Below are 20491 nucleotides of genomic sequence, written 5' to 3'. Positions count from 1 at the left end.
AACATGACTGAAGGAGAAGATGGGGCCGCAACTGGCCCTCTTCTGCTTCAATTTTTCATTTACACACTTCATCATGTCCCAACGATTTTTCTAAAGACCAGTGGCAGTCTCTTCAGACCTTCTGTTCCAGCCCAAGAGCCTACTCCAGCAAGTATTACATTATGGCACAAATAAAGTGCGACATTGTACACGATAGGGCCTAGAATAATCTCCACGACTACAAAACGTTTTAACGTCGAAGATTGGATCACATATACCCGAAATTCATGAGGGTCATGTCCTCCCATATACCTTGCGATCAATGCTTTCATGAATCACCTCTAGTGTTTTATTTTAGCGTATGGCAGACAATCCTTGTCTTATTCTAAAATAATACTTACATAAAGTAACTAAGTGTGTTATAGTCAGTTTATAAATTATACATAAGCGAGGGAAACCACCATGAGTGAGTTGGAGAATCTAGTCAAAAACCGTAGATCGGCCGTTATTTTTGAAGAAGGAATTGAAATTTCGGATTTGGAACTGCAAGAAATGTTTGCCCTGAACAAATTTGCACCATCTGCCTTTAACCTGCAACACACGCACTATCTTGTGATTAAAGACGAGGAACAGAAAGAGAAAGTCTATGAGGCTTCCCAGCAATATAAGGTAAAAACAGCTTCTGCAGTCATCGTGGTATTGGGCGACGTCAACGCGCATCATCATATCCGCACGATTAACGAAGGCCTGCTGAACCTAGGCGCTCTTACTCCGTTCCAATACGAGCAGGAATCCCAAAGTGTCACCGAATTTTACGAATCTCGCGGCAGATTCTTCCAACGTGAGGATGCGATTCGCAATGCCAGCCTGTCTGCCATGCAATTGATGCTGATCGCTCAGGATCGCGGTTGGGACACTTGTCCAATGATTGGCTTTGACTCGGAAGAATTGCAACGGAGTTTGGAAATCCCTAACCATTACGTACCCGTTATGCTGATCACCATCGGCAAAAAGTCGGAAGCCAAACAGCGCCCACGCGGTTACCGTAAACCGATTAACGAATATGTTAGCTTTAACAAAATGCACGCTGAATAACATATAATATAACCAATTATATAAGTTGAACTAACATTTACACGATAACGGAGAGGACAGAAAAAACCTGAAAAAGCGAAGCGTGCGCCTTTATCCCCGGATTTTCCCCTTTAGAAAAGGAATGGAATTAAAATCTGGGGATAACAGCGATTGGAAGGTTGTTCTGTCATCGTAGTGTCAGTGTAAATAATCTTTAGTTCAACACAGCAAAAAAGCCACGATCTCGTGGCTTTAATACGTTTCATAGATCAACGTATCCAACATGTGAAATTCATCGTCAAACTCCGCATATATGTACAGTCGACCAGCAGGTGTATCCCCCGCATCATAACCCAATCGGAAATATTGATCTCCCTGAAATTCTGCATCAGCCAAAATCAATGTATTGATATCTTCGTCCGGATGAGCCTCGGCAATGGTTTTAAGTGCCTGCTCACCAAGCATGTCCCAACGTTTCCACGTCTCTTCCATATATGAGGATAAGGCTTCCATCTCTGTCTTGGTTGAAACCTGTGCAGTGACTACCAGTTCTTTATCCTGAATAAGTAAGCTCATCTGATAGTTGGACATCGAGACGTCATACTGAAACAACCCCATACCCGGAACTTCATGATTGGATTCAAACATTAGATTATCTGCATACTGCAGTCTTTCCAGCTTGGGATTAGCGCTATAATCCAACTCGTTTAATTTGTTCTCGGAACAGTACAACTCTTTTAGTTGTACGTTATGGCGAATATCCAGCTTGCTAATATGGTTGTTAAAACAACGGACACTCTCTAAAACCATATTTGAACGAAAATCCAACTGTTTAATATGGTTGTGGTTACAACGAAGTTCAATCAAGTTTGGACAACCGGTTACATCAAGTTCCAACATGTAATTGTTGGCGCAATCAAGTCGTCGCAGTTGCTTATTGTGTTCAAGTTCAAGTGAGAAAAGAGCGTTATAACTGCAACTAAGTTCCTCCAACTGCTCAAGGGGCTCCGAAGCCAGCTCCGATAACATATTCCAATGACACTCCACCATTACAAGCCTGGGATTATGAGAAAGATCCAATTTGCGAAGTCGATTAAAACTGCAATCCAGCACTTGCAATTCCAAATTGGAACTGAGGTCCAGTGTAAGAAGCTGATTCTCTCTGCAACGTAATATCCTCAGCTTGTGATTCTGAGCTAGAACCAAACCGGTCAATTGATTATAGGCACAATCCAGCTCTTGAAGACCCCTGAAATACTCGATTCCATCAAGATTGCTAATATTGTGATTTGAGAGTTCTAATATCTCAACCTCACAAACGTCTCTCTCCTGGATGAAATCCCGCTGATCACAAAAACGATCCAACACAACTTGCCTGAAATGTTCATCCGTGAAGGCATAAGTAATATCCATGTTATAACCCCTCCCCCTCTCGTTTTGCTCTATTGGAACAGTCTTCCAACATATTATCACTATTCTATGAGTTTCGTCGCCGGGATTCAACAATTACCTAAGCAAATTCTTTTATACCATGTTAGCATCCAATATGTAAGAGAAATCGTACAGAGAGGAAGATTTTCATGGAAATGGTTATCGAAAACCTCACGTCATATCGTATCGCCTATGTGCGACAAGTTGGTCCGTATGGGCCTGCCAATGCTCAAGCGATGAATACGCTGAAACAATGGGCAGACAAAAAACAACTGCTTAATGAAGCAGCAATTTTATTCGGTATTCCACAAGATGACCCAACTACCACACCGCCCGAAAAATGTAGATATGATGCCTGTATTGTTATCACTGAATCTGAACGTCTGGAAGATGAGTTTGTTGAGATTGGCGAGTTATCAGGCGGAGATTATCTCATCTGCAAGGTGAGACATACGGCAGAAGCTATTCAGCAGGCATGGAATGTGATCATCCCTCATTTACAAACAAGTGGTTATCGGATGGATAACAAGCCGGTTATAGAACGATATCGTTGGGAACTGCTTAATCAGCATTATTGCGAAATATGTGTGCCTGTAAAACTCGTGTAATTCATGTTACGAGGAAACAAAAAAAGTGACTTCAGGTTGAAGTCACTTTTTTTGTTAACGACTGTTACTACTAGCTAGTTAAGACTTGTTAAGATATTAAAATGCCCAGTTGCCTTTACGGAATACCGGCTCGATTGTACCGTCTTGTAACTCACCATCGATATCCAGTTCAGCAGAACCGATCATGAAATCAACGTGAGTCAAGCTCACATTGCACTCATGCTTCAGTAACTCTTCATTCGACATGGTTGTGCCATCTTTCATGTTGAATGGATACGCACTTCCCACAGCCAAGTGGCAGGATGCATTTTCGTCAATACCTGTGTTGTAGAAAATACGATTCAGGTTGGAGATTGGGGAGTCATGTGGTACTAGTGCGACCTCACCCAGATAACGTGCTCCTTCATCGGTGGCAAACAGGTTCTTCAAATGCTCTTCACCGGATGCTGCCGTAAACGCTACAACCTGTCCATCCTTGAATGTGATTCTCATCTGGTCTACAAGTTGTCCGTTCAGGTTCAAAGGCATGGTACTGCTGACATATCCATTCACTCCGCTGCGTTTAGGCATGGTGAATACTTCTTCAGTTGGCATATTGGCAACGGTGTATACACCTTGTTTATTTTCGCTACCACCGCCACCCCAGATGTGGTTGTGGACCAATTCAATTTTCAAATCTGTACCTGGCGCACGGTAATGCAGGCTCTTATAGTTCTTTTTATTCAGGAGATCACTCATGGTATTCAGGGTATCCAGATGTTCTCTCCAATTTTGTACGGCGTCTCCGCCATCTACACGGTTCATTTTGAAGATCGTTTCCCACATCACGTTGATTCGGTCTTCTTCCGGGATGTCGGCAAATACTTTGTTCGCCCAAGCCTTGGTCGGTGCTTTAATCAGACACCAGCTAATTTCATGGTTGCGTGTGTATTTGGCATATCCGCGACGTGCGTGTGCAGCTGCCTTGGTAGCACGGGAAACGCTGTCGGAGTCAATTCCGTTATACAGTTCAGGATCTGGAACTTTAATCGTCAGGGTAGCGCCACCTGCTTCCGCAAACTTCTCCATCATATCCGCTTTCCACGCTGGATAATAGTCAAAGCTGTCATTGGAACCATGCTCAAAACGACTGCGGGTAATGTTGTCATCATCGAAGTCCACTTGTACATAGTTTGCACCAGCCGCATAGGCTTTTTGCACAATGAGACGTGTGAATTCAAGCGTTTCGATCGGTGCAGTAACGAGCAGATCCTGTCCTTTTTGAATATTCACGCCAACTTTAACAACTAGTTCTGCGTATTGTTCCAATGACTTTTCAAAGGTTTGTTCAAATTGACTCATGGTTGTGTTCACTCCTGTTTCATATATTGTACGACCGCTTTCGCTTCTGCAGAATCGATTCCTTCTCTTTCACTACGCAGGCACAATTCCCAAAATTTCATCTATACAAAATGATCTAACTATTACGTTTTTCTTGTTCGCGTAACTCGATCCGGCGGATTTTACCAGAGTTGGTCTTTGGCAGATCCGTAACAAATTCGATCTTGCGTGGATATTTATAAGGTGCTGTAATTTCCTTGACGTGGTGTTGCAGTTCACGCATCAGTTCCGGTGAAGCCAGTGAATCGTCTCTCAACACGACAAAAGCTTTGACAATATTGCCACGGATCTCATCCGGACTTGCAACCACCGCACATTCCTTCACACTGGCGTGTTTCATGAGTGCTTCTTCCACTTCAAATGGTCCAATCGTGTAACCCGAACTGATGATGATGTCGTCACTGCGACCTTCAAACCAGAAGTATCCTTCTTCGTCTTTGCGTGCACGGTCCCCTGTTACAAAATAATCGCCACGCTGACTCGCTTCCTTCCGTCCCTCATCCTGATAATAGGACCGGAACAAAGCTGGCATCTCTTTGTGTACCGCGATATCTCCTACTTCACCCGGAGGCACAGGTTGTCCCTCATCGTCAATAATTTCAATCAATCCAGGTGTAATTGACTGACCCATCGAGCCAATACGTACAGGCGCATCTTTGAGACTGCCGATTAACAACGTGCTCTCGGTCTGTCCATATCCGTCCCGAATAGTCAGGTCAAAATGACGCTGGAAGATTTCAATAACTTCCTGATTGAGCGGTTCACCCGCTGAAACAGCACTGCGCAGATGAGACAGGTCATAATGTCCAAGATCATCTGCTTTGGCCATCAACCGATATTCGGTTGGTGTACAGCAAAGGACATTAATCTGATGTTCCTGCATCAGTTCCAGATAACGCTTGGGCTGGAATGATCCATTGTAGACCAGTCCAGTCGCGCCTCTTCCGAGTACCGACAGGAACGGGCTCCAGATCCATTTTTGCCAGCCAGGTGCAGCCGTTGCCCATACGGTATCTGAAGGTTGAATATCCAACCATAATGAAGAAGCGATCCGCAGGTGGGCATATCCCCAACCGTGGCTATGTACAACTCCTTTGGGATTACCAGTTGTGCCCGAAGTATAAGCAAGGATAGCCGTATCATCACGATGAGTCTCCACCGCAGCCATCTCGTCGGGTTGATTCTGCATTAACTGATGCACATTGACCCAACCTTCAGCAGGTACGCTAACTTCTTCATTCGGTGATGCCACGATGCGATGTGCCAGTGACGGCAGATCCGCGTCCATCTTTTCCACTTCTGAGGTCGTCTCGGACCATACAATAACAGCCCGCGCCTCAGAGTGACGCAGACGATATTCCAGATCTTTTGCCCGTAACATCTCGGAGGAAGGAATAACGGCAATCCCCAATTTCAGACAAGCAATATAAATGACATAGGCAATAATACGGCGTGGTACCATGACCAACACCCGATCACCCTTCTCTAGTCCAAGTTCACGCAAACCTCCAGCAAGACGATTCGCCTGCTTGAATAAATCACCATACGTGATCTCTTCCAATTCTCGTTGATCGCTGAGCCATCTAAGTGCAATCCGGTCTGATGGATGATTCTCCATCTCGGATGTCAGGTTATAGCTTTCAGGCGAAATCCACTGTTCAAAGTTCAAATGGAGCCTCTCCTTCGTAGTTCAATTGTAAAGCTTCTATATATTATACCCTAAATCCTAGGACCAGGTGCTATGAACTAGGTTCATTCTGAAAAAAATAAACATAGGTCAATTAATGAACTATTATAATAGATCTTATCCTATAATGAAAATGACATATACAAAATGGCGCCTTCCTGATTGATCAGGTAGGCGCCATTTTCATTCTTCATTTATATTACATTAGTTTTACCTAACTATAATTTTCACACAGCTATACTGTGTATGTTACCACGGATAATTACCCATTCCGTCCAAAATGCTTTCGATCTCATTCAACTCTTCCGTTGTCAGATCCGGTGCGCTGAGCGCAGCTACATTTTCTTCAATCTGGGACACACGGCTTGCCCCAATCAATGCAGAAGTTACACGGTTACCACGCAAAATCCAGTTCAGAGCCAGTTGAGAGATCGTCTGCCCTCTTCGCTCCGCAACCGCCTGAAGTGCATCGAACTTGGCAATCCGTTCGTCCGTATATGCTTCTTTTTTCAAATTTCCTGTTGGATTGACGCGTTCTTCCTTGATCTTATCGACATATTTATTCGTCAACTGACCGCGCCCGAGTGGACAGAACGCAATGGAACCTACGCCTTGCTCATCCAGTACGTCCTGCAAACCGTCTTCAATCCAGCGATTTAACATCGAGTAGTTTGGCTGATGAACCAGACATGGCGTACCCAGACGACGAAGAATGGTCACCGCTTCTTGTGTCTGTTCTGCATTATAATTGGATAAGCCCACATACAATGCTTTACCTTGCCGCACGATATGATCCAATGCCGTCATCGTTTCTTCCAATGGCGTGTCCGGATCTGGACGGTGATGATAGAAAATGTCTACATAATCCAGTCCCATCCGACCAAGACTTTGATCGAGACTGGCAATCAGGTTTTTACGGGAGCCCCACTCGCCGTAAGGTCCATTCCACATATGGTAGCCTGCCTTCGATGAGATAAGCAGTTCATCCCGGTAAGGACGAAGATGTTTTTTGTAAATCACGCCAAAGTTCTCTTCCGCTGATCCTGGAGGTGGACCATAGTTATTCGCCAGATCGAAATGGTTAATTCCGAGGTCAAAGGCACGCAAAATCATTTCTTCCTGAATATCCAATGTACGGTTGCCACCAAAGTTCTGCCATAAACCCAGCGCAATTTGCGGAAGTCTGATTCCGGATTTGCCGGAACGTACATATTTCATCTCATCATATCGTTGTTCACTCGCAGTATAGGGCATCGTTATTCTCACTTTCCTGTAAGGTTTGTTGAATTCCTTTTCATCTTAGACATTTTCCTGGATAAACAATATGGCATTTCACTTTGAACATATGGAATAATGATTGTTATCTATATATACTAATGTTAAATAATTAATCTTTTCAACTATTTAGTATGTTAAAATGCAAGATGAGACGAAATCGTACAGGAGTGAATACCCTTGATTACGTATATGTTCAAAAACAATCATTTTCAGGAGCTACAGCTCCTTCATTATGGTACGGAAGCATGTACACCAGGTCACCACTTTGGCCCTGCCATGCGAGACTATTACAAAATTCATTATATTTTGAATGGCAAAGGCACCTTCGAAGTTGGTGGCAAAAAGTATACACTGCACAAAGGGCAAGGATTTCTGATCGTTCCGCATTCCGTCGTGCATTACGAAGCAGATCAGGATGATCCATGGGAATACAGCTGGGTTGCATTTCAAGGCAGCAATAGTTCTTCCTTTTTACAGCAGGCCTGTCTGTCCGAGCATCACCCGATCTTTGAACTGGGTAATGAGGATGACGAGATGCGATCCTGCCTGCACCGAATGATCAATTCTCGCAATACCCATAAAGGCTGGGAGATTAGCATGACTGGTTTACTGTATCAATTCTTCTCTATTTTGATTGATCAGGCTAATTCAGAGCATCTTCAACCCATGCCGGATTATTCGAAGGAAACGTATGTAACGCAGGTAATGGACTTCATTGAAATGAACTATGCCAATGCCATTACCGTTCAGTCCATCGCCGCCCATGTCGGTTTGCAGCGCAGTTATCTGTGCTCTCTGTTCAAGGACCAGATGGGAAGCAGTATTCAGTCGTATCTGGTCCATTATCGGATGCGCAGGGCAGCCGAACTAACGCTTGATCCCGGTCTGACCATTGGCGATATTGCCCGTTCTGTGGGCTACACCGATCAATTGCTTTTCTCCAAAATGTTCAAAAAAGTGATGGGTGAAGCGCCCACCTATTATCGCAAACATAAAACAGCACCCTCCCAGTTAAGTTATTAATTGGGAAGGTGCTGTTTTTGTTAATCGTTTATCCTTACAAACGTTATTCCTTACATTCTTTTCATTGGTTTATACCATCTCCGGCATGGATATGCCAACAACTTGCACTTTGATTTCATCGACCATGACGCCGGCTAATTGTTCTACAGCCTGTTGAACATTATGTTGAAGTTCACGGCAGACCTCGTGCATCTTGTTGCCATATTGAATGTTGATGCGCAGCTGGATGGTTGCCTGTTCGTCTTTGACGTGTACGTCAATCCCTTTTTGCAGACTCTTGCCGCTAATACTCTTGGCAATCCCTTCAGTCAGTCCAACGGACATGGAGGATACACCAGCCGTTGATTGAGCGGCCATCCCCACGATCTTGGATAACACATCATTCGAGATGTGAATGGTACCCATTTGAACAGATTGAGGTGCAATATATTCAGGTTCATTGTATTGTTTTTCGATAATTTCAGACATGTGCTCCACTCCTTCGAATAATTAAATTCTATGCATTCTGCCATTTGTCCTTGAAGAACATGTTATAGATTCGAACCAAAAGAATTTTAACGATCATATAAACCGGGATAATAATCAGGATGGCAATAATTCCACCCAGGTCGCCTGCACCCAACACCAGAATGATGGTCGTGAGCGGGTGAATATCCAGCTTTTTGCCGAATACGTACGGTGCAACCAGGTTGTCCTGAATCTGCTGAGCGACAAGAATAATAATCAGAGACCAGATGGCAACCGATGGTGATACCACGAGACCCATGATCACAATAGGTACGGACGACACAATCGCTCCGATAAACGGAACAAAGTTCATGATGACCGCAATTACCGTGAGCAGTAATGCGTACGGCAGTCCAATGATGAGGAAACCGATATACATCAATACACCCAGCGCCAGATTGACCAAAACTCTTCCCACGATAAAACCACTCAACGCCTGATCAATCTCAATTACAACATCACGGCTGTCATTTTGGAAACGTTTTGGAGCGATATGTGCCAATTTACGACCAAATTTCTCGCCTTGTAACAGCATATAGAACAAAAGAATCGGTAGTGTAAACAAGATGATCGCAAAACTGGAAACAAGTGAGAAAAATCCACTTACATAGTTGGTTACAAAGTTAAATCCTTTGTTGATATACTCCGTGATCTGGGAGAAAGGTGTCGAGCCCTCAGGGAACAAGGCCTGAATGGCACCATTTTGCTCCAGCTCTCTGAGCTGGTCACTTAATGAATTAATTAAACTTGGTGCGTTATCGACCAGATTGATCAGTTGCTCACGTAACGATGGCCATAAACCAATGATGAAGAACACTCCCAGAATAGCAATAACCAGATAGATTAGCAAAATACTTAGCGTGCGATTTATTTTCTTTTTCTCCATATAATTCACAAGCGGCCTTAGCAGATAATAAAAGAACACCGACAACATCATCGGCACGGTAATGACCGTGATCATGGTGACGAGCGGCTGAAAGATGAAGCTTACACGTGATAATAAATAGATATTAACCAATATCAGCGCCAGTGCAATACTGAACCGTACAAACGTATTTACTTTGAACAAAATATTTCCCTCCACATGGACATTTCTTCTCTTATTTAATTTGGAATCTCAATGCTAAACACGGTGGTCTCTCGCCCACGCCGGGAAAGGATCAGCCGTCCGCCCATTTTCTCCGTATTACGTCGTGCGATGGACAAACCAAGTCCGGTGCCTCCGGTCGCTGTCCGCGCCTCATCCCCTCGTACAAACGGGTCAAAGATCGTTGACCATAGTTCTTGAGGTATGCCCACTCCGTTATCTGCCACTTCAATCACCACATGGGTATGAAGCGGAATGAGTTCGACGCGCAGTTCGGTCCCGATTGGATTATAAGACAGAGCATTGGTAATCAGATTCTGGATGACTCTGGATAACAGCTCCGGATCGTACCTCGCGTAGATCACCTCATCAGGAACAAGTACATGAAGGACAAACTGTTTCTGTTCAATCTCCCCATAGGTATCTGCCATAATCTCGCGCAGGAATTCTCCAATCTCTCTTCTCTGAATATGCATGCGAAAATCGGGCGAATCCACCTTGAGCAACTCCAACATATTCTGTATCATGCGTGCAACTTGAACAGACTTGTTATAGATGTATCCCAGATATCTTTGCTGCCTGTCCTTGTCCTCTCCACGTCCTTCCACCAATGCCTGCGCATATCCCTGTATGGATGTTATCGGTGTCTTCAGATCATGTGATAAGTCTACAATCAGTCGCTGTTTGCTCTCTTCGGCGTAACGTTTCTCCGCAGAGGTGTTCTCAATAACGTCCGCCATGTAGTTGAAGGTCTCACCAATCTGGACAAATTCCCTCTCGGCCGAGATCGACATCCGTGTACTATAATTCCCCTGTATCATCTGCGTAAGACCCGAGGAGAGGATACTGAGTGGTTTTTTGATTCTCCGTGCGACCCAGTAGCTGTAGACAAAGATCAATAATAAAACCAAACCGATGCCAATCATAATGTAAAAGGATAATGGATGTTTCAGATTAGTAATCAACTGATTATCATTAATTCGCACGCTGACCAGATCACGCGGGATTTTGAGCAATACATACGCTGCCGCTCCTTCTGTCGAGAGAGGAGTGATCGAATAATAGTATTCCTGGTCACTCCGATTTTCCAGTCCATCATATAGATCAGCTTCACTGTATTGCGTGATCGCATCTTGCTTGTCTCCCACATGATGAATGACATTGCGATTCGCATCCAGAATTTCAATCCAGCCCCCGCTATCCTTGAGACGTTGAATCTCTGTGTCTTTGCCTTTCGACACCGAACCTCCACCGGAATAAAATTCGTTCTCCAGCTCCTCCACATACATGTGGGCTTCAACATTCAGATTCGGGTCTACCACCTGATCCGAAATGCGAAAATCCACGACATCAAGTGAAACCATAAGGTACACAATCAATACCAGTAACAGCAAAAAGAAGTTGAACAGCAAGAAGTCCAAAGTCAGGGATGTCTGCAACAGTCGCTTTTCTCTAGCTTTCCATGGGCGCTTCAATTTTGTATCCCAGTCCCCTTATCGTTTTGAGATATTCCGGTTGTCTGGAGTCACGCTCGATCTTCTCCCGAATGTTGCTGATATGTACCATAATCGTGCTGTCCTCGTGTGCATAATAATCGCCCCAGACCGCTTCGTATATTTTTTTACGGGTGAACACTCGGCCAGGTTGATCAAGCAACAATTCCATAATTTTATACTCTGTAGAGGTCAATGTTACAGGACTTCCTGAACGAAAAAGGATACATTGGGATCGATCCAGCGTCAGCTCACCTAATACCAGATTCTGTTCTTTCGCTTCGGGGATCTCCGCTGCATCAAATTGATTAACTCTTCTGAGCAACGCCTCTACTCTGGCGACAATCTCAAGCGGGTTGAACGGCTTCGCTATATAATCGTCTGCCCCAAGTCCAAGTCCAAGGATTTTATCGTGATCCTGACTTTTAGCGGATAGGAACAGTACAGGCATGTGATATGTGGCTCTGATCTGTTTGATCAACTGCAATCCATCCATTACAGGCATCATGATGTCCAGTATGACCAGATCGATCTGTGTTGAACGTATGCATTGTAATGCCTCGGCTCCATTCACCGCAGTTTTAATGGTATAGTCCTTCTCCAGATATAGTTGAAGCAGTTCAACAATCTCTGGTTCGTCATCTGCAATTAATACGGTGTATCTCATGATATTCCTCTCATTTCCTATACTCTATGCCTATCTCTACATTATTACTATATACTACGTCTCTTAATTCAACCTAAATCATTTCTAAAGATAATCTAAATAAATAGAAATAGAGCCCTGGCTCATGCCAAGGCATTAACTAAAAAAGGGCTGTTTTCAGCCTACATTCAAGCTTTTCGTTCTTCATTCAGGCTTTTCAATCTTCATTCGGAGCATTTGTATTAGATCATCAGATCAGTCCTTAAGCGAACGAAGCCACGGCTCAACTTTCCCCAATAAGCTTTCCTTGTCATACTGCACATATTGGTTCGCCCGATTGCGCACGGGATCACCCGCGTAGAAACGTTCATACAGATCATGCCTTGCTCCGAGTGGACTTCCTGTTAGTTCCCATGCGAGTTGAAAGAGACGAATCTTCTCCGGGGCTTGCATCGTTACTCCACCAAGATATTTGCCAATCATGGAACCCATCATTTCATTCATCTCAAACGTACCTGAAGGAATCTGAATCAGACCACCCGCAGCAATGGTCTTCAAAATCTCCACCGCGCGGGGGTAATAGCGATTGCCCAGATTACGTGCGGTTTCAATATATTTGAATTCCGGCAGCCAGTTGCCAAATGCGTCCGGCTTGGACTGTGCTTCAGCAGCAATAATCAGTCCCTCGATGGTCTGCATCTGACTGATCAGCTCTCCGAGTTGTTCCTGTACATTCAGGAAAGAGTCCACCCCGATCTCCTTGGCAATGGATGAGGTCACGGCTGTAATGAACTCCAGTTTCGAGTGTAATCGAATGACACTCTGATGATAGGCCAGACTGGCCGAAGCTGTATTGCAGCGAATCTGCCATACGGCTTCAGGGTTATTGTGCAGTAATACACGTTCCCAGGGTACAAATACATCATCAAAAAATAATACAGCATCCATCTCATCATACTGCGCACTGAGTGGATGTGATTTATCTGTATCTTTTGTGGCAAAAGATTCACGACACATCATGTGCAAACCCGGACTGTCCGCAGCTACGATTACCATATGGGCCAGCTCTGGCAGGTGGCCTGGAATTCGTTGAACGGGATAAGCAATGATATCATCCGCATAAGGCGCTGCTGTTGCCACCATTTTGGCCCCGCGGATCACAACGCCCTCCGTATTCCTTTTGACAATTCGCAGCATGGCATCCTCATCTTCTCTAACAGGCAAGGACCGATTAATCTGCGGGTCACGCTGTACAATTGTCAGGAATGCATCGTTTCGCTTGGCTTGTTCAAAATATGCGGATATTTTACCTGCAAATGCCGGGTCATGCGCTGTCATCTCATGTCGTGTTGCATACCAACCGGTCAGCCGGGATCGGGCATAATCAGACAATCGGCTCATCACTCCGTACGTCCGATCGGCCCACAGCCGAAAAGCATCCGCCCTGCAGTTCACGTCAGGAAGTGAACGAGGCACAAGAAAAGAGCGATGCACGTAACTTCCCGTCTGTTCGTCCCAATAGGCCACGATTTCCCTTGTCTCCGGGTCATCCACCAGATTGAACAATCCTTCTATGGTTTGAAGTGTTCCCTGAAAGGCCTGATGCCCAGTTACCTGGATACGCTCTCCGTCCAGCCATACATTCCGCTCATCATTCAAACGTTGAATGTAAGCTTGTCCACGAGACATCGTGATACTCATGATATGTCCTCCCTCTCAGGCACCGGCCTGACATTTCTGTAACTCCATCCTTCTAACTGCTTGAAAAACTATGTAATGATACATTCTGTATCTAATGAAATAGTACTGTGCCTCAGCTAGAAAAGTCAACAGACACCGAGCGATGAGTCCGGTGTCTGTTGGGCCATGCTATTTTAGACTAATTTGGAATACATGTGACGCAGATACCGCCAGCGCACGAGTGCAAAATACAAAATCTGCATGGAAGCAAACACCAAGAAGATGCGCAGGCTGTATCCAAAGACCGAGAAATCAACCAGTTGCTGCAACGCCACAAAGGCAACCGAACTGTGGATGACCGCCACCAGAATCGGCAGGAAGAACATAAGCAATAGCTGCCTTGTTACGATCTTACGGAGTTCGGGACGACTCAGTCCCATTTTGCCAATCATGCGATACTGCGCTTCATCCCGTTCTAGATCTGCGTAAAGTCTGAAATACGTGAAACTTGCTGCAAAGGTGAAGAAAACAATGCCGATCAGGCCGCTCAAAATTAGAATGATGCCATTGGTCTGCTTGGAATTAAGCCAATCCACCACAAGCGCGCTGACCTCGTAATAACCTTTTTCGGAATGATCATCTTGAATGGATTTGATCAATTCAGGAGCAAAGCTGCGTGTACCCATCCAATCTTTCACGATAAATTGTATCGTTCGACTCGAATAGAAACCTTCAGGCATGCCAACTTCCTCGTTGTACGCAGGTCTCATCTTATTAAACAATTCGTCGGTTACGACGTAGAGATAAATTTCATATTGAAAAGGAATCACAATATCGGTACCAGGTGTCGATAGCTGGACAGGTATGTGCTGATTATCAACCTCCAGATTGATCTTTCCTCCCGAGGCTCCTTTTTCAACCTGTTCACGGTACTCCTTGCGCATCGCCAAATTGCTTGGTGTCATAAATGACTCATCGATTTGTTTCAACGTACGTTCTTCATACCCCAGTGCCTTCGCAAGACGGTTATAATCACTCAGTTTGATAATATTCCCATTATTATTTTCACCTATAGGAGCATAACTGCCCTTCACGTAGGGAACTTGATTATCAATCAACGTTTCTTCAATCTGCCGAATATGTCGCTCGGAGTTTGGAGTATACCAGTTATTCATATAACTGAATGCGTACGGATTCGACATGGACGACAACCCCGGGTCAGCAATAGCAAGCATGGTGCCAATTCCCGTAAATGAAGAAGCCGAGATGATACTTACCATGAAAAACATGATGGCGTTATCTTTCATTCGATAGGTAAGTTCAGATAGGAAGAGCAGATTGGTTTTACGGAAAAACAACCTTGGATTTCTTTTCAGTGCCCGAATGATGTATACACTGAGCTGCGTGAACAGAAAGTACGTACCTGCAATAACAACCACGACACTTGCGAGTAATAACGGAAAGGAGAAGCTTATCCATACAAAAGTGAATACTCCTGCATAACCCCCACCAATCAACAATACGGATAACAAGGCGAGTAGACGTGAGGCTTTGGGTTCCGGTTTCGGTTTTTCCTCTGATTTCACAAGGTCAATGAGAGTTCCTTTGCGAATGAGCAAGGATGAGGACATCGCGATCACAACAAACAGCAGCAGAAATGCACCTGCCGTCAGGGCAATGCTTTTTAGCGGAAAATAGAATCGAAGACTGTTCTCAACAGCCAGCATGGAGCCACAGATCAGCAGAATCAATTTGCCGAAAATAATTCCGAGTCCAATCCCGGTAATGATGGAAGCTAATCCGATACACATGTTCTCCATAAACAGAAGTCTGTTCATCTGCTTACGTGTCATGCCTATGATCAGGAAAATACCAAATTCCTTCTTGCGCGTCTTCAGAAATGAACCAACGGAGTAGAGCAGGAACAGGAATGAAAAGATGAATATAATGATCTCTGCAATCACAAACCCCTGATTTGCAAGCAACGTAACCGTCCCACTTGATCCCTTTAACCCCGCTTTCAAATCAGGATGGAACAGGAGCAATGCGTAAGTAAAAAAGATCATAACGGAAAATGTACTGCTCAGAAAATGAGCCAGATAAATTCGTTTATTGCGAACAACGTTATTAATGGCGAACTGGCGAAAATTCATGTCCTGAACCTCCCATTAGGGATAATACATTAATAATCTTCTGGTAAAAGGCTGCGCGATTATCGCCGTAGTGAATTTCATTATACAGTTTGCCATCCTTGATAAAGACAACCCGACTGCAATAACTTGCAGCTACTGCATCATGAGTGACCAGCAGCATCGTAGCCTGATCCTCCTGATTGCGAGTTTCGAGAATCTCCATGACATCTCTTGCCGCCTTCGAATCCAGGTTGCCTGTTGGCTCATCGGCCAGAATCAGCTTCGGGGAATGGATAAGCGCTCTGGCAATGGCCGTACGCTGTGCCTGTCCTCCTGATATCTCATATGTCCGTTTGTTCAGAATACCCTCGATCCCCAACTTGCTTGCCAGCTGTTCGACACGTGTGTTCATCTCTGCTAGCGAAACACCGTCAAGAGTCAGTGGCAGCACAATGTTTTCCTTGACTGTCAGTGTATTTAACAGATTGAACGATTGAAAAACAAATCCAAGCTCTTTGCGCCGGAACAGCGCGAGTTCGTCCTGATTCAATTCAAACGGATTCTTTCCTGCAATCCGCAGTTCGCCTGATGTTGGGTGATCAATGGTTGAGATCATGTTCAGCAGCGTTGTTTTGCCACTACCCGATGGTCCCATGATGCCAACAAACTCACCTTCCTGAATACTGAGGTCAATACCTGATAACGCTTCATAAGATACGATGCCTTTGTAGATTTTACTGATCTGTTTCACAGAACAAATCTCCATGGTTACAACTCCTTAGTGATATATGAATTCAAAATCAAGTTACTTTTCATGCTGTGTGCATGCGTATTGTGCGTGGCCTTTCCTGTACTCTTATGACTATAGTCTATCGAAGTTTCGGCCATTCTCCTATGGTTTAACCTTTCATCAACATGACAATGTTGTAAGGTTGCATCATGAAAATCAAAAAGACGCCTTCGCCCCGATCAGGCAATAGACGTCTATACTTACACTTACACTGTAATATATACTCCACTCACACTTCTTCAACAAAAATACACACCTCACGGCCCAATCTTACCTCAATCTGTCACTTCAGGAGTTGAATGTGATTCGGACAGTCGTTCCTTCGCCGTACACGGATTCAAGATCAATCCGATGATTCATCCGTGTTAACACTTCTTTGGCAATATACAGCCCCATGCCAGTGGACTCTTTGAAATGTCGCCCGTTCTCCCCGGTGAAGAAAGGCTGGAATACCCGATTTAGATCAGACTTCGGAATTCCGATGCCCTGATCCTGCACTTCCAGTATGATGGAGCGTTCGGCTTCATACGCACGCACATAGATCTTTTGCCCGCTGCCCGCGGAGTATTTGATTGCGTTCGATAGTAACTGTACCAGGACAAACCGAATCCACTTGGCATCGGATTGCACAACCAGCGCAGGATCTATATGTATCTCTGGATAGACGTGATTGCGGATGAAGAACCGTTTCAGCTCATGGATCGCCTCTTCCCCAGCGGTCCTCAGTATCACAGGTTCCACACTGAAATCCTGTTCGAAGGTATCCAACCTGGCCACATACAGCACAGTCTCCAAACCTCGCCTCATCTGGTCCGCTTCCTCCCGAATGCTTACGAGCCGAGGATCATCATCTTCCTGACCTTCCACGGTCAACTCAATAACGGATAACGGTGTCTTCATCTGATGGACCCACTGGTTCATGAATGTCAGATATTCTTGCTGCCGTTGTTCCAGCCGATGAAGATGAGCATGATACTGGCCGTATTGTGAATCCAACAACTTCTCCAGCGCCAGTGATAAAGGACTTGTTTCGTTCAATGGTACAAATTCCTTCAGCGAATCCATCGACCGTGACATCCGGGTATAAAAGGAGCGATGTGAATAATAACGATACACCAAATATCCGATGTATAAAAATAATCCCAACGCTACGGCATAAGTAGCCGTGACCCAATCGTTGTAACCGTCATACCAGAACACTGCAACAACAGTGAACAAGATGGCAACAACCCAGCACGTTAAAGCGAGATGTTCTCGTATAAACAATCTCATGATGGTGAAGAGGCCTTCCAGGTATTGTTCAATCGGTAACCCGAACCTCTGACCGTTTCCAGTGCGTCCGTAATACCAAGTTCGGCTAATCGTTTACGCACCCGAGTAACGTTTACGCTGAGTGTATTGTCATCCACAAAAGAGTCATCCCACAGCTTCTCCAAGATTGTCTCTCTGCTCACAAGCTTTGGACTGCGCCGCAGTAACGTTTCCAGCAGAATCGTTTCCTTCTTCGTCAGCTGCACTTTGCGATCACCAAGCTGAATCTCCAGTCTTTCCAAGTACACGACCAAACCGTCCAGTTCCACCTTGCGTTCTTCGTCACGTGCAGCATAGTCCCCATATACCCGGCGCAGCTGACTTCGAATTTTTGCTATAACAATCTCATGCTCAAATGGCTTCGTAATATAATCATCCGCCCCGTTCTCCAGTGCCATGACCTGATCCATCTTCCCACTCCGTGCGGAGATAAACAAAATGGGGCATGTGGACAGCGTACGAATCTGGCGGCACCAATAGAAACCATCGTAACTGGGCAAGTTGATATCCAGAAGGACCACATGTGGCTGTACCTGCTCAAACTGTTGTACAATCATCTCAAAATCCTCGACCAGTACGGCCCGGTCCCCGTAGCGTTCAATATGTGATTTCAATAATCCCGCAATCTTGGGATCGTCCTCTATTATCATAATGGTATACATTATTGGATCTCACCTCTGGCAAAATCATAACACAGGATTTATTATCTAGCATCGATTTGCTTACGCCAATCCACAATATCTGCATTCAATTGCTTCAGGTCTCCGGAAGCTTTCTGATCATCGGATAACTTGTATTGTTGCTTCAATGCCAGGATACGATATACACTTTCATCAATTCGGGACTCGGTGATTTTGCCTGACTTTACTGCACTTATTAGCGTATCAAAAATCGTCTTGGCACTCTCATAACTGTGAGCTACCAACAGAATGTCACTTCCTGCTTTAACCGTTGCTAGGGCTGCCTGGTCCAACTTGTAGTTCTTCGCGATTGCACCCATACTCAGGTCATCTGTGATGACCACACCATCATACTTGAACTTCCCGCGCAGATGTTCACCAATAATGACATCCGATAAGGAAGCCGGATGGTCCGGGTCCAGCTTCGGGAACAAAATGTGTGCAACCATGACCGCCTCTACCTGCTCCTTCACTGCGGCCTGGAATGGAATCCATTCAAGCTCGGCCAGTTGTTTTTCCGTTTTATTCACGACAGGAAGATCAAGATGGGAGTCCACGGACGTATCACCATGACCCGGAAAATGTTTCACTACCGGAATAATGCCTTCATTACGTAGTCCCTTCATCTCTGCAATCCCCATACGTGACACCAGTTCTGCCGAGCTGCCGAATGAACGATCTCCAATCACCGGGTTCTTCGGGTTACTATTCACATCCAACACAGGAGCAAAGTCCACATTAAAACCCGCAAGCTGAACCTGTCTCGCCAACAATTCGCCCATCGTTTCAGCAAGCGCGCTGTCTTTCGTCTCGCCTACTTTTCTACTGGAAGGAATGGATTCCACCGTCTCTGGCATACGACTGACTTTGCCGCCCTCCTGATCCACACTCATGAAGATCGGTACCGGGTTGGACTGATTCGCTTCCTTGATGGACTTCACAAACTTGGCTGTTCCCTCGAGTGTTGATACATTGTTGGCATAGAAAATAATGCCCCCTACCTTTTGATCGGTGATCATCTGTTTGGCTTGATCATCCAACGTTGTCCCTTGAACACCGGCCAGTATCATCTGTCCAATCTTCTCTTCTAACGTTAATGAACTAAGCTGCTCCTGCACCGGATCGACTTCTTCTTGCGGTTCCTCTGGTACTTCTTCCTGCGGTGGAGCGGTATTCTGCTCCGGCGATGAAGAAGATTGCCCTGAGTTGGAGCCAGCATTCGATCCGGTGTTCGAGTCCGTTGCGGAGGAAGGTTTCTGTGCTTGGCCACATGCCGATAAAAGCAGTACGATCCCCAGCAGAAGACACAGCATCTGCAGTGGTTTTCTCCATTTATTGTTCGAGTTGTACCTATAGTTGTGCAAGGATATTCATCCTCCTTATGTAATGTCATCTTGGCAACCCTTGGGTTCAGGCCTAACCTTATCATAAGGTGGTGGATTTTCAAAATAAGTCGTACTGAAGATTGAATCGTTGTTTAGACACTTAAGCGGTAAAAAAAGTGGTTGCACTGGAACCTGAGATGTGGAACTTAATGGTGTTGTGACTAGGCGCGTGTGCGATGTATGTGGAGAATAAAAAGGAGTAACGGTGCAGAAAACGATTTTCTATTGTGAATTTTTCATATGTTGAAATTATTTGTATAGTAAGATCAAAAAGCCGCCCAAAGGCGGCCTATTTGTTCGTTTTTGTTTTACTTTTTGTT

At 44.9% G+C, this 20491-nt stretch carries 18 protein-coding genes; 3 read left to right on the top strand and 15 right to left on the bottom strand.

All coding sequences use genetic code 11. The features are described from left to right. Positions 1–71: 71 nt before the first annotated feature. Positions 72–311: a hypothetical protein gene (locus tag CXK86_RS14980; RefSeq protein ID WP_235193803.1), complete on the bottom strand. Its 240-nt coding sequence runs from the start codon at positions 309–311 to the stop codon at positions 72–74. Between the two features lie 130 nt (positions 312–441). On the opposite strand from CXK86_RS14980, the gene CXK86_RS14975 reads away from it, so the two are divergent. Further along, on the top strand, positions 442–1074 hold the full coding sequence (locus CXK86_RS14975; RefSeq protein ID WP_047842731.1) for a nitroreductase family protein: 633 nt from the start codon (positions 442–444) through the stop codon (positions 1072–1074). 231 nt (positions 1075–1305) lie between these two features. Here the strand turns inward: CXK86_RS14975 and CXK86_RS14970 are convergent, their stop codons facing one another. Beyond that, positions 1306–2466 (bottom strand): leucine-rich repeat domain-containing protein, encoded by a 1161-nt coding sequence (locus CXK86_RS14970; protein ID WP_076249520.1) that lies wholly within the window; start codon positions 2464–2466, stop codon positions 1306–1308. Positions 2467–2633: 167 nt separating this feature from the next. Here CXK86_RS14970 and CXK86_RS14965 point away from each other — a divergent pair, with 167 nt between their 5' ends. Continuing rightward, on the top strand, positions 2634–3092 hold the full coding sequence (locus CXK86_RS14965; RefSeq protein WP_076249521.1) for an AraC family transcriptional regulator: 459 nt from the start codon (positions 2634–2636) through the stop codon (positions 3090–3092). 96 nt (positions 3093–3188) lie between these two features. Here the strand turns inward: CXK86_RS14965 and CXK86_RS14960 are convergent, their stop codons facing one another. The 3 genes from CXK86_RS14960 to CXK86_RS14950 form a co-directional block, all read right to left on the bottom strand. After that, positions 3189–4433, bottom strand: coding sequence for an aminopeptidase (locus tag CXK86_RS14960; RefSeq protein ID WP_036608587.1), 1245 nt, complete (start codon positions 4431–4433; stop codon positions 3189–3191). Positions 4434–4548: 115 nt separating this feature from the next. Next, complete coding sequence (mbcS, locus tag CXK86_RS14955; RefSeq protein WP_179087809.1) at positions 4549–6141, bottom strand: acyl-CoA synthetase MbcS; 1593 nt, start codon at positions 6139–6141, stop codon at positions 4549–4551. Positions 6142–6408: 267 nt separating this feature from the next. Beyond that, positions 6409–7413, bottom strand: coding sequence for an aldo/keto reductase (locus tag CXK86_RS14950; protein WP_076249522.1), 1005 nt, complete (start codon positions 7411–7413; stop codon positions 6409–6411). A gap of 201 nt (positions 7414–7614) precedes the next feature. Between CXK86_RS14950 and CXK86_RS14945 the strand changes: the two genes are divergently transcribed. Beyond that, positions 7615–8460 (top strand): AraC family transcriptional regulator, encoded by an 846-nt coding sequence (locus tag CXK86_RS14945; protein ID WP_076249523.1) that lies wholly within the window; start codon positions 7615–7617, stop codon positions 8458–8460. A 69-nt stretch (positions 8461–8529) separates the two neighbouring features. On the opposite strand, the gene CXK86_RS14940 is transcribed toward CXK86_RS14945, so the two are convergent. The 10 genes from CXK86_RS14940 to nagZ form a co-directional block, all read right to left on the bottom strand. Further along, complete coding sequence (locus CXK86_RS14940) at positions 8530–8928, bottom strand: Asp23/Gls24 family envelope stress response protein (protein ID WP_076249524.1); 399 nt, start codon at positions 8926–8928, stop codon at positions 8530–8532. A gap of 28 nt (positions 8929–8956) precedes the next feature. After that, on the bottom strand, positions 8957–10036 hold the full coding sequence (locus tag CXK86_RS14935) for an AI-2E family transporter (RefSeq protein ID WP_036608593.1): 1080 nt from the start codon (positions 10034–10036) through the stop codon (positions 8957–8959). A gap of 35 nt (positions 10037–10071) precedes the next feature. Further along, positions 10072–11529 (bottom strand): sensor histidine kinase, encoded by a 1458-nt coding sequence (locus tag CXK86_RS14930; RefSeq protein ID WP_076249525.1) that lies wholly within the window; start codon positions 11527–11529, stop codon positions 10072–10074. Continuing rightward, a complete protein-coding gene (locus tag CXK86_RS14925) occupies positions 11507–12214 on the bottom strand; it encodes a response regulator transcription factor (protein ID WP_036608597.1) in 708 nt (235 codons plus the stop codon). The genes CXK86_RS14930 and CXK86_RS14925 overlap by 23 nt, the downstream gene beginning before the upstream one ends. Before the next feature lie 234 nt (positions 12215–12448). Continuing rightward, on the bottom strand, positions 12449–13894 hold the full coding sequence (locus CXK86_RS14920) for a 4-hydroxyphenylacetate 3-hydroxylase family protein (RefSeq protein ID WP_083684214.1): 1446 nt from the start codon (positions 13892–13894) through the stop codon (positions 12449–12451). 173 nt (positions 13895–14067) lie between these two features. Continuing rightward, positions 14068–16026, bottom strand: coding sequence for an ABC transporter permease (locus CXK86_RS14915; RefSeq protein WP_047842722.1), 1959 nt, complete (start codon positions 16024–16026; stop codon positions 14068–14070). Then, on the bottom strand, positions 16001–16771 hold the full coding sequence (locus tag CXK86_RS14910) for an ABC transporter ATP-binding protein (protein ID WP_036608600.1): 771 nt from the start codon (positions 16769–16771) through the stop codon (positions 16001–16003). The genes CXK86_RS14915 and CXK86_RS14910 overlap by 26 nt, the downstream gene beginning before the upstream one ends. A gap of 312 nt (positions 16772–17083) precedes the next feature. Beyond that, positions 17084–18067 (bottom strand): sensor histidine kinase, encoded by a 984-nt coding sequence (locus tag CXK86_RS14905; protein ID WP_083669688.1) that lies wholly within the window; start codon positions 18065–18067, stop codon positions 17084–17086. Beyond that, positions 18064–18768 carry a response regulator transcription factor gene (locus CXK86_RS14900; RefSeq protein WP_047842720.1) on the bottom strand — a complete coding sequence of 235 codons (705 nt, stop codon included), beginning with the start codon at positions 18766–18768 and terminating at the stop codon, positions 18064–18066. The genes CXK86_RS14905 and CXK86_RS14900 overlap by 4 nt, the downstream gene beginning before the upstream one ends. A 41-nt stretch (positions 18769–18809) precedes the next feature. Further along, complete coding sequence (gene nagZ / locus CXK86_RS14895; protein ID WP_256719957.1) at positions 18810–20150, bottom strand: beta-N-acetylhexosaminidase; 1341 nt, start codon at positions 20148–20150, stop codon at positions 18810–18812. Positions 20151–20491: the final 341 nt, after the last annotated feature.

The sequence above is a fragment of the Paenibacillus sp. BGI2013 genome (assembly GCF_002843485.1).
Lineage (GTDB): Bacteria > Bacillota > Bacilli > Paenibacillales > Paenibacillaceae > Paenibacillus > Paenibacillus amylolyticus.
This window is presented reverse-complemented; position numbering and strand designations above follow the sequence as displayed.

Coding starts and splice junctions, on each gene's coding strand:
- CXK86_RS14915 (WP_047842722.1), bottom strand. CDS start 16,026: ATGAATTTTCGCCAGTTCGCCATTAATAACGTTGTTCGCAATAAACGA.
- CXK86_RS14940 (WP_076249524.1), bottom strand. CDS start 8,928: ATGTCTGAAATTATCGAAAAACAATACAATGAACCTGAATATATTGCA.
- CXK86_RS14925 (WP_036608597.1), bottom strand. CDS start 12,214: ATGAGATACACCGTATTAATTGCAGATGACGAACCAGAGATTGTTGAA.
- CXK86_RS14960 (WP_036608587.1), bottom strand. CDS start 4,433: ATGAGTCAATTTGAACAAACCTTTGAAAAGTCATTGGAACAATACGCA.
- CXK86_RS14920 (WP_083684214.1), bottom strand. CDS start 13,894: ATGAGTATCACGATGTCTCGTGGACAAGCTTACATTCAACGTTTGAAT.
- CXK86_RS14970 (WP_076249520.1), bottom strand. CDS start 2,466: ATGGATATTACTTATGCCTTCACGGATGAACATTTCAGGCAAGTTGTG.
- CXK86_RS14905 (WP_083669688.1), bottom strand. CDS start 18,067: ATGAGATTGTTTATACGAGAACATCTCGCTTTAACGTGCTGGGTTGTT.
- CXK86_RS14950 (WP_076249522.1), bottom strand. CDS start 7,413: ATGCCCTATACTGCGAGTGAACAACGATATGATGAGATGAAATATGTA.
- CXK86_RS14975 (WP_047842731.1), top strand. CDS start 442: ATGAGTGAGTTGGAGAATCTAGTCAAAAACCGTAGATCGGCCGTTATT.
- CXK86_RS14965 (WP_076249521.1), top strand. CDS start 2,634: ATGGAAATGGTTATCGAAAACCTCACGTCATATCGTATCGCCTATGTG.
- CXK86_RS14900 (WP_047842720.1), bottom strand. CDS start 18,768: ATGTATACCATTATGATAATAGAGGACGATCCCAAGATTGCGGGATTA.
- CXK86_RS14910 (WP_036608600.1), bottom strand. CDS start 16,771: ATGGAGATTTGTTCTGTGAAACAGATCAGTAAAATCTACAAAGGCATC.
- CXK86_RS14980 (WP_235193803.1), bottom strand. CDS start 311: ATGAAAGCATTGATCGCAAGGTATATGGGAGGACATGACCCTCATGAA.